13 protein-coding genes are annotated in these 8,240 nt (G+C 74.0%); 3 read left to right on the plus strand and 10 right to left on the minus strand.

The window, feature by feature from the left end:
- Positions 1–124 precede the first annotated feature (124 nt).
- Positions 125–1,744: a DEAD/DEAH box helicase gene (locus ABLM29_RS21740; protein ID WP_349716711.1), complete on the plus strand. Its 1,620-nt coding sequence runs from the start codon at positions 125–127 to the stop codon at positions 1,742–1,744.
- Positions 1,745–1,779: 35 nt separating this feature from the next.
- On the opposite strand, the gene ABLM29_RS21745 is transcribed toward ABLM29_RS21740, so the two are convergent.
- The 4 genes from ABLM29_RS21745 to ABLM29_RS21760 form a co-directional block, all read right to left on the minus strand.
- Positions 1,780–2,178, minus strand: a complete 399-nt coding sequence (locus ABLM29_RS21745) for a type II toxin-antitoxin system VapC family toxin (RefSeq protein ID WP_349716712.1) — start codon at positions 2,176–2,178, stop codon at positions 1,780–1,782.
- Positions 2,165–2,395: a FitA-like ribbon-helix-helix domain-containing protein gene (locus ABLM29_RS21750; protein ID WP_349716713.1), complete on the minus strand. Its 231-nt coding sequence runs from the start codon at positions 2,393–2,395 to the stop codon at positions 2,165–2,167. Before ABLM29_RS21750 ends, ABLM29_RS21745 begins: the two co-directional genes overlap by 14 nt.
- 233 nt (positions 2,396–2,628) lie before the next feature.
- A complete protein-coding gene (locus ABLM29_RS21755) occupies positions 2,629–3,045 on the minus strand; it encodes an SRPBCC family protein (protein ID WP_349716714.1) in 417 nt (138 codons plus the stop codon).
- Positions 3,046–3,131: 86 nt separating this feature from the next.
- A complete protein-coding gene (locus ABLM29_RS21760) occupies positions 3,132–3,419 on the minus strand; it encodes a hypothetical protein (protein WP_349716715.1) in 288 nt (95 codons plus the stop codon).
- A gap of 114 nt (positions 3,420–3,533) precedes the next feature.
- On the opposite strand from ABLM29_RS21760, the gene ABLM29_RS21765 reads away from it, so the two are divergent.
- The gene (locus ABLM29_RS21765) at positions 3,534–3,806 is read left to right on the plus strand and encodes an acylphosphatase (RefSeq protein WP_349716716.1); all 273 of its coding nucleotides are present in this window, start codon (positions 3,534–3,536) and stop codon (positions 3,804–3,806) included.
- Positions 3,807–3,935: 129 nt separating this feature from the next.
- Entirely contained in the window at positions 3,936–4,469 is a 534-nt protein-coding gene (locus tag ABLM29_RS21770) for a hypothetical protein (protein WP_349716717.1), read from the plus strand.
- Between the two features lie 75 nt (positions 4,470–4,544).
- Here ABLM29_RS21770 and ABLM29_RS21775 read toward each other — a convergent pair whose 3' ends face one another.
- From ABLM29_RS21775 to ABLM29_RS21800, 6 genes are all read right to left on the minus strand, one after another.
- Positions 4,545–4,967 (minus strand): GNAT family N-acetyltransferase, encoded by a 423-nt coding sequence (locus ABLM29_RS21775; protein WP_349716718.1) that lies wholly within the window; start codon positions 4,965–4,967, stop codon positions 4,545–4,547.
- 38 nt (positions 4,968–5,005) lie between these two features.
- A complete protein-coding gene (locus ABLM29_RS21780; protein WP_349716719.1) occupies positions 5,006–5,347 on the minus strand; it encodes a TraR/DksA family transcriptional regulator in 342 nt (113 codons plus the stop codon).
- Between the two features lie 164 nt (positions 5,348–5,511).
- The gene (locus tag ABLM29_RS21785; RefSeq protein WP_349716721.1) at positions 5,512–6,183 is read right to left on the minus strand and encodes a DUF4389 domain-containing protein; all 672 of its coding nucleotides are present in this window, start codon (positions 6,181–6,183) and stop codon (positions 5,512–5,514) included.
- A gap of 40 nt (positions 6,184–6,223) precedes the next feature.
- Positions 6,224–6,682 carry a hypothetical protein gene (locus ABLM29_RS21790; RefSeq protein WP_349716722.1) on the minus strand — a complete coding sequence of 153 codons (459 nt, stop codon included), beginning with the start codon at positions 6,680–6,682 and terminating at the stop codon, positions 6,224–6,226.
- A gap of 83 nt (positions 6,683–6,765) precedes the next feature.
- The gene (locus tag ABLM29_RS21795; RefSeq protein WP_349716723.1) at positions 6,766–7,362 is read right to left on the minus strand and encodes a 1-acyl-sn-glycerol-3-phosphate acyltransferase; all 597 of its coding nucleotides are present in this window, start codon (positions 7,360–7,362) and stop codon (positions 6,766–6,768) included.
- 46 nt (positions 7,363–7,408) lie between these two features.
- A partial coding sequence (locus ABLM29_RS21800) for a WS/DGAT domain-containing protein (RefSeq protein ID WP_349716724.1) occupies positions 7,409–8,240 on the minus strand: 832 nt, incomplete at its 5' end.

The following is an 8,240-nucleotide window of genomic DNA, read 5'->3' on the forward strand; positions in this document are numbered from 1 at the left end:
CTGCCGATCTTCCGCCAGATCAAGCCCCGGCGCCCGGTGATCAAGGCCGTCGACGGTCCCCGGCTCACCGGCCCCGCGGTGATCGCCGGCGCCCACCTTCGCCGGGCCGGGCGAGCGGCTGTGGGTGCTCGACGTCCCCTACGGCACGCAGGTCGACGGCGCCACGTGGCACCCGGCGGTGAGGACCCACCTCCACGTCGGGCGCGCGCTGCCCGCGCACCTCGCGCCGTACGCCCCGGGCCCGCACACGCTCGGTCGCTTCATCGAGAACACCCTCAACCCCGACGATCCGAGGCCGAACCCGGAGCCGACCGCCACCCTGGAGCCGCGGAGGATCCAGTTCGAGGCGGCCGACGCGATCGCGGAGCGCGCCGCGGCGGGCGGGCGGCAGTTCCTGCTGGCCGACGAGCCGGGCGTGGGCAAGACGATCTCCGCGGTCCTCGGGGCGACGGCCGTCGGCGACCTCCGCGGCGCGCGCCGGGTGCTGGTCGTCGCCGACCGGCCCGCCGCGATCACCATCGGCCACTGGTGCCGCACGATCACCGCGCTGGGCGACGGCGGGCTGGAGTGGGTCGTGATCACCTGGGACCGCCTGGAGAAGGTCACCGACCACGCGTGGGACGTGATCATCGCGGACGAGGCCCACGCGCTGCGCCGTACGACGACGAAGCGGTGGAAGCTCTGGGCGCGGATCTCGGGCCACGGGAAGCCGCACGACAAGGCGCCGTTCGTCATCGCTACGACCGCGACGCCCGGCCACACGCCGCTGGAGCTGCCGTACCTCGCCCCGGCCTACGCGCAGGTCCTCGGCGAGCCGATGCGGGAGTGGACCTCGGCCGGGCAGCCGGGAGCGACGTTCGCCGCCGCGCTCGATCGCCACGGCGTCGCGGTGGAGCAGGGGCGGTACGGCGCGACGTGGACCACGGACCCGGCGCGCCGCGCCGCGGACCTCAAGCTGGTGCGCGGCTGGCTGGCCGACGAGCGGCCACCGGCGATGCTGCACCGGGCCGCGCCGTGGGGTCCGGTGCCGATCTCCGGCATGCCGGTGGCGCTCACCCCGGCGGAGCGGGCGGCGTACGAGGCCGAGTGGGGCGAGTTCTGCCGCGAGATGGACCTCGCCCGGCGCGGCCGCAACGTCGCGAAGGGCCGGGCCGCGCTGCTCCGGTTCCGGCAGAAGGCCGGCCTGATCCGCGTCGACTCGACGGTCGCCTGGATCACGCAGCAGGTCGAGGCCGAGCGGCAGGTGGCGTGCTCGGTCGAGTTCGTCACGACCGCCGCCGACCCGATCACCGACCGGCTGCGCGACGCCGGCATCGAGGTCGCCACGATCTACGGCCGCGACCGGTTCGACACGGAGGCCGAGCGGCTCCGGTTCCAGACGGGTGCGGCGAAGGTCTGCGTCTTCACCACGGTCGCCTCGATCAGCCTGCACGCCGGCGAGACCCTCGCCGACGGCGGCCGGGCGAGCGGCGAGCCGCGGGTCGGGCTCTTCCACCAGGCCCGCTTCTCGGGCATCGCGGGGCGGCAGGTGACCGGCCGCACCCACCGCGACCACCAGGTCTCGCCGTGGCACATCGCGTACGCCGAGGGCACGGTCGAGGAGCAGGTCGGCAAGGTGATGGTGGAGCGGATCGCCGCTGCCTCCGACACGGTGGGCAGCGACACGACCGGCCTCGCCGACCTCGCCCAGCTCCTGGGCGCCGACTGGCTGCCCGCCGCGAGCCTGACCGACGACGGCGGCTGAGCTCGGTGGATCCGGGCTGAGAGGTCGCGAACGGGTCAGGCGGCCGTGACCAGCTCGACGGGGCAGCGCGGCCCGGGCGCCCTCGCCAGCCGCGCGTCGGCGGTGACCAGGGTCGTGGCGAGCGCCTCCGCCAGGGCGACGTAGGCGGCGTCGTAGACCGTGAGGTTGCTGCGCAGCTCCCAGCACCGGCCCAGCAGGCGCGCGGCGGGAGCCACGGTGAGCGGGAGATCGGCGAGGTCGGTCAGCGCCAGCTCCGCCCTGCGGAGGTCGAGGTGTCCTCCGCCGAGTCGTCCGCGCAGCACGGAGGCGACCTCCAGGTAGACCAGGTCGGGCGCAGCGAGATCCTCCCCGCGGAGGCGGTCCCGGGCCAGGTCGCCGTCGCGATGGTCGTCGGCCAGCGCGGCGGCCAGCACGCTGGCGTCAACGACCAGCACGCTCGGCCCTCAGCGTGTCAGCGGCGCTCGCGAGCGGCACCGTCCCGCCGGAGCGGCCACCGGCCCGAGCGAGGACCTCGTCGAGCGTGGGCTTGCTCGCGTCGGCGACGAGCCTGGCCAGCAGGTACTCCTGGAGCGACTGGCCGGCGGCGGCCGCGCGCTTCCGGAGCACGGCGTGGGCCTCCTCGGGCACGCCCTTGACCTGGATGTTCGGCATGGCTCCATTGTGGCTCCGCTGGCTCCAGGGTGCAACCAGGTCGGGCCGACGGCCGGCAGCGGTGCTGCGGCTCAGCCTTGCTCCACCGATTGTCGGCGTAGCGAGCGGCACCAGACGGGTGCGATGGCAAGGCGCCGGCGCGAAGGCGGTCTGGCTGCACCGTTGAGCGTCGGCAACGCAGCCAGCGCGCCCGTATGGGGCCGCGTAGTAGCCGAGAATCGGTGGATCAAGGCTCAGCCCTGCTCCGCCAGCCGCGCGAACGTCTCGGCCTCCACCTCGACCATCCCCCGGGCCTTGCGCCCGATGACCAGCTCGAGCACGCGGGCCAGCGGGCCCGCCCACTCCAGCGACAGCTCCAAGCGCGACCCCTCGCCGTCCGCCACCACGGTGTGGACGGCCGTGCTGCGGATCCCCGGGCTGCTGGAGACCCAGGTGAACCCGCGACCCTCCGCCCACTCGGTCACCTCCCAGACCGCCGTCGGCAGGCCCGGCTGACGGACCCGGAACCTGGAGCCGACCCGGGTCGCACCGGCGTCGAGCGGCCGCACCGAAGTGACGGTCGGGAGGCGGGCGCCCCAGTGCTCCACGGCGCTGGCGAGGCGCCACAGCCGGTCGGGGGGCGCCGAGGACGAGGCCGTCGCACGGATCATGGGCCCATCCTGCGCAGACGGAGCGGAGCGTGACCACCCGGTCACGGCCCCGGCTCCGACTCCGGTGGCGTCGACGCCGGGCGCGCTCAGGGCCGGGCGAACGACCACACGGGGATCGCCTCGACCTCCCCCGCCGTCATCCCGACCCGCTGGGCCAACGGGGTCAGCACGTCCTCGACGTAGGCCCGGCCCAGCTCCTCGGTGCGCCACACGTCGGCGATCTCGACGCCGTCGCCGGACGGGTAGGCGACGTGGGCCATCAGCCCGTCCGGTGGGCCGCCGGCCCCCAGCATCGCGTGCCCGACCAGCGTGTCGAGCTCGAGGAACCTCTCGCGGGTCGCGGGGGCCAGCGTGTACCGGATGACCACAGCCATACCCGGCATGCTGCCCCCAACCCCCGCGCCGGACAACGTGCGCTGCGCCCGCACCCGCTGCGGGCGCAGCGCACATCGGGGTCGCCGCCACCGACCGGAGCGCATGATGGGGGCATGGCGCGCGCGGTCGAGATCAGGGTGACGGGCGAGGTGCAGGGCGTGGCCTTCCGCGGGTACGCCGCGCGGGAGGCGGTCCGGCTGGAGCTGGTCGGCTGGGTGCGCAACGAGCTCGACGGCTCGGTGCTGGCGCACGTCGAGGGCCCGCCGGAGGCCGTGGAGGGCATGATCGCCTGGTGCCGGCACGGCTCGCCGTCCGCGCACGTCCGCGGCGTCGAGGTGCGGGACGTGCCGCCGAGCGGCGCCGCGGAGTTCCGCGTCGACTACTGACCGGCGGCATCACCCGACCTGGGCGGTGTTGCTCCGACCTCCTGCGCTGCCGCCGACGGACGTGGTATCCACGTCCCTCCGGCTCGGGACGGATGTCAGAGACGACACCGCAGGAAAGGTCATCGAGCCATGAAGCTCAGGAACATCGCCATCGCCGCCGCGACCGCCACCCTGGCCGTCACCGGTATCGCCGGCACCGCCAGCGCAGCCCCGACCACCACGCCGGGCCAGTCCAAGGCCAAGTACGACCAGGACGGCAACGGTGTCCCGGACGCCGGCGTCTACGTCACCGGGTCCTACAAGTCCTACTACGGCGAGGACGCCAACGGCGACTACTACTGGGACCTCGGCGACGGGCGCGTCTACAAGTCGGTGGAGACTCCGGACGACCTGGACCAGGCGACCCGGGTGGACTGCGACTACAAGAACACCTACCGGGCCGACTTCGGCAACGACCCGTTCATGGACCAGGGCTGGATCATCAACAACATCAACTGCTCCGACGGCACGGCGTACCACTTCCTGATCGTCAGCGACGAGGACCCGCGCTACACCGGCGACCCGGACAACGCCATCTGGGGCACCTGGGAGTACCACGTCAACGCCCAGTCGGGCAGCGGCAACCTCGCCAACCCGCGCCTGGCGGACCGCCTCCTCCCCTGACGCCGATCGGCGGGCGGCCCCGTTCGGACGGGGCCGTCACGCCGTCCGGCGTATGCCGGTGAGCACCACGGGCGCCTACGCTCCGAGCACCCGCGCCATCCCCACCGAGCGCGGCGCGCTCCCGGTGAACCCGTGCCGCTCGTAGAGCCGCCGCCCCGGCGGGTCGGCCATCAGCGACACGTAGGCGCCGGGCGGGGCGTCGCGACGGATCACGTCGAGCAGGTGGGTGAGCACGCGGTCGCCGAGGCCGCGGCGCTGGTGCTCCGGCAGGACCGCCATGTCGACGACGTGGAAGTACCAGCCGCCGTCGCCGATGAGGCGGCCCATCGCGACCGTCCGCCCGTCGTCGACGTGCACCACGTGGCAGGCGGCCCAACTGCCCGGCAGCGCCCGCTCGGCCTGGTCGGTCGTGCGCGGGGTCAGGCCGGCGGCGCGGCGCAGGTGCAGGTAGTCCTCGGTCGTCGGCGCGGAGGCCAGCAGGCGGTACTCGTCGCTCACCCCGCCAGCCTGACACCCCGGTACGACGCCCTCGCCCGTCACCGCGGGCGGCCGGCGCACCGCATGCAGGTCCGCGCGGCGGGCCGCGCCTCCAGCCGGCCCTCCCCGACGGGCCCGCCACACTCCTCGCACACGCCGTACGTTCCGGCCTCCAGCCGCCCGAGCGCGGCGTCGATCTCGGCGAGCTGGGCGTGGGCGAGCCGGACCAGCGCGGCGACCTGGGACCGCTCGAACGCGATCGTGGCGCCCTCCGGGTCGTGCTCGTCGTCGGCGTTGGTGTCCCGCGAGGCCGCGACGACGGCGCCGAAGTCGTCGGTCAGGTCGGCCAGGCGGGCCAGCGCCTGCTCGCGCTCGGCCTCGAGCCGCGCCCGGGTGTCCATGCCACCCATCCTCATGCCTCCCGGGTCGCCGTCCACGCCGTCGTCACAACCCGATTGGCCCCATTTCTCGCCGCAATGGGGCCAATCGGGTTGTGACGAGGGGCAGGAAGGCCGACGCGCAGGAGGGCCGACCCGCCCACGCCGCCAGCAGCGCCGAACCCGCCTCAGTCGAGCGAGAACGGCGGGTAGCGGTCGGTGAGCAGCAGGAACGCGTAGGCGTTGACCCGCATCGCCCACCGGCCGACGCCGACCACGTAGTCGAACAGGCCCGGCGGGAAGCGGCCGGTGAACAGGATCGCGAACCAGGCGAAGATCACCACGAAGAAGGCGCCGATCCCCAGGAAGAACAGCACGATGTAGTGCGGGATCGCGAGGAACCACTTCACCAGGGGCAGCCACCGGTTCAGGTCGCGCTCGACCTCGGGGTAGTCCAGGTCGAGGTGGACGCGCTGCTCCTCCACCGTCGAGGGGTACTCGTCGGTGAGCAGCACCGTGTAGGCGCCCACCCGGGTGCCGAACCGGTTGAGCTCGAGCGCGAAGTCGAACCACCAGCGCGGGTAGCGCTGCCGGAAGAGGATCATCAGCAGCGTCGCCAGGAAGAGCCCGGCGACGATGCCGCCGCTCGTCTGGGTGACCTCCCGGGCGCCGTTGGCGTAGACGGTGGTCGTGCTGCCGCCGGCGGTGAGGACGCCGTAGACGATGGCGATCGGGATCACCGTGAAGAGCCGGAAGAAGGCCGTCAGCCGGTTCCGGTCGGGGGTGTAGTCGACCTCGAGCCGGGCGGCGTACGCCGGGGGCGGGGGCGGCGGGTAAGGAGGCGGGACGGGAGCGGTCATGCTAGATCTCCTTCGCTCGACGGGACGGTCATTCGGGTGCTCAACGGTCGTTGCCGGACGATGCTGCCAGCCGGGCCAGGGTCACCGCCTGCACCATCGAGGCGATGACGGTGCCGAACGTCGCCACCCCGAGCAGCACGTAGGTCAGCGGCTCCCAGCCGGCCCACACCCCGGCGAAGTCGAACGGGAAGACCTGCCAGACCTGGAGCAGGACGACCAGGGAGACGAGGGTGGTGACCAGGTCGCCGGTCGCCTTCACGGCGGGGCCGTCACGGACGACGTAGACCGCGTTGGCGAGGATGCCGACCGCGATCGAGGCGTCGACGTACGGCAGGACCTCGGTGGTCTCCGGCGAGAGGAAGGGCACGGCGTCCCACCCCGGCCAGCCGTGGATCAGGAAGAGCACCACGAGGTTCACCACGATGGCGACGACGTAGCCGGCCCTCCGCGCGGTCTGCGCGGGGCGCGATCGGTGGGTTCGGTGGGTGGTGACGGCCATCTCGACCTCCCTAGACGCCTCCAGCCTCGCCCCCGGCGCGGCGGGCGGACAGGGGCGTTGGTGCCGCCCGGGAGGGACGTCCGTCAGTCGCCGCGCGACTCCTCGCGCAGCCGCGGCTCGGTGCGGTGCTCGGGGCGCAGGCCCTGCTTGTCGGCGTAGAAGGCACGGACCAGGTCCATGTCGGCGGCGACGTCGCCGGACGGGTGGAGGCTCGGCCCCATGCCGAGCGTCCGCGTCGGGCCGTCGATGAAGCCCAGCGCGATCGGCAGGCCCGTCTGCTGGGCGATCCGGTAGAAGCCGGGCTTCCAGTACTCCCCCGCGCCGCGCGTGCCCTCGGGGGCGATGGCGAGCAGGAACGACGGGTGCGACTCGGCCTCGCGCAGCAGGGTCCGGATCGTCTCCCCCGGGTTCTCCCGGTCCAGCGGGATGCCTCCGGTGCCCCGGAGGATCCAGCCGAGCGGCCCGCGGAAGAAGGTGTGCTTGATCAGCACCTGGGGACGTCGCGCGTTGGCCCACGCGATCAGGATCGTGGCCACCCAGTCCCAGTTGGACGTGTGCGGGGCGCCGACCAGGATGCCCTTCTCCGGGACCTCCCCGACCAGGCGCCACCGGGTCAGGCGGAGGACGGAGCGGGCCAGGGCGCGGCGTCCGCGCATCGGGGTGGGCCGAGAGGTGGGCATGCGCGCAATGTAGTCAATGCGGCCGGTGCCGCCGAGCGGCCCGTCGCTACGCCTCGACCACGGCCCGCCAGGAGGCGCCGATGCTCGCGGCCAGCGACTCCACCTCGGGCGTGCTCGCCGCGTCGGCGGTGATCCCGAAGACGAGGTTGTCGACGTAGCTGAGGATGCAGAAACCGATCCGCACGCGGTCGGCGATCGGCACCACCGGCAGCAGGTGCCGCACGGGCCGGCCGAGGCACGTCATCGGCGCCCGGGGGCCGGGCACGTTCGTCGTCACCGTCGCCACCTGCTGCTGCGGGAGCCGCAGCGCGGTGCGCATCCAGAACCGGAGGACCGGGAACGGCACCACGCCCGCGACGGCCTGCCAGGCGATCCCCGCCTCGGGCTCGTGGGCCGAGCGGAGCCGGGCCACCCGTTCGTGCGCCGCGCGGACGCGCTCGACCGGGTCGTCGACCTCGACCGGCAGCAGCGAGAGCATCAGGGTGACCTGGTTGTCGGGCATCCCCGCGGTGCCCGGCGACCGCGACGAGACGGGCAGCAGCGACCGCAGCGCGTGCGGGTCGGGCTGGTGTCCCCGGTCGAGCAGGAGCTCGCGCAGGCCACCGGCCACCGAGGCCAGCACGAGGTCGTTGAGCGTCACCCCGAGGGCGTGGCGGGCCGGCGCCGACTCGGAGATGCTCACCTCGGTCCACGCGTAGCGGCGGTCCCCGGCCAGCGGACCGAGCAGGCCCGAGCGGCTGACCGGCCACATCGACGCCCCGAGGGCGACCGTGCCGCGCGCCGTGGCCAGCGCCGTGGCCCCGAGGCCGCGCAGGGCGACCCCGGGGTGCTGCGCCGGATGCCGGACAACCTCCCGAAGCACATCGGCGTGATGCTGG

It is taken from the genome of Nocardioides sp. YIM 152588, from assembly GCF_040191335.1.
In the GTDB taxonomy this organism is placed as follows: Bacteria; Actinomycetota; Actinomycetes; order Propionibacteriales; family Nocardioidaceae; genus Nocardioides.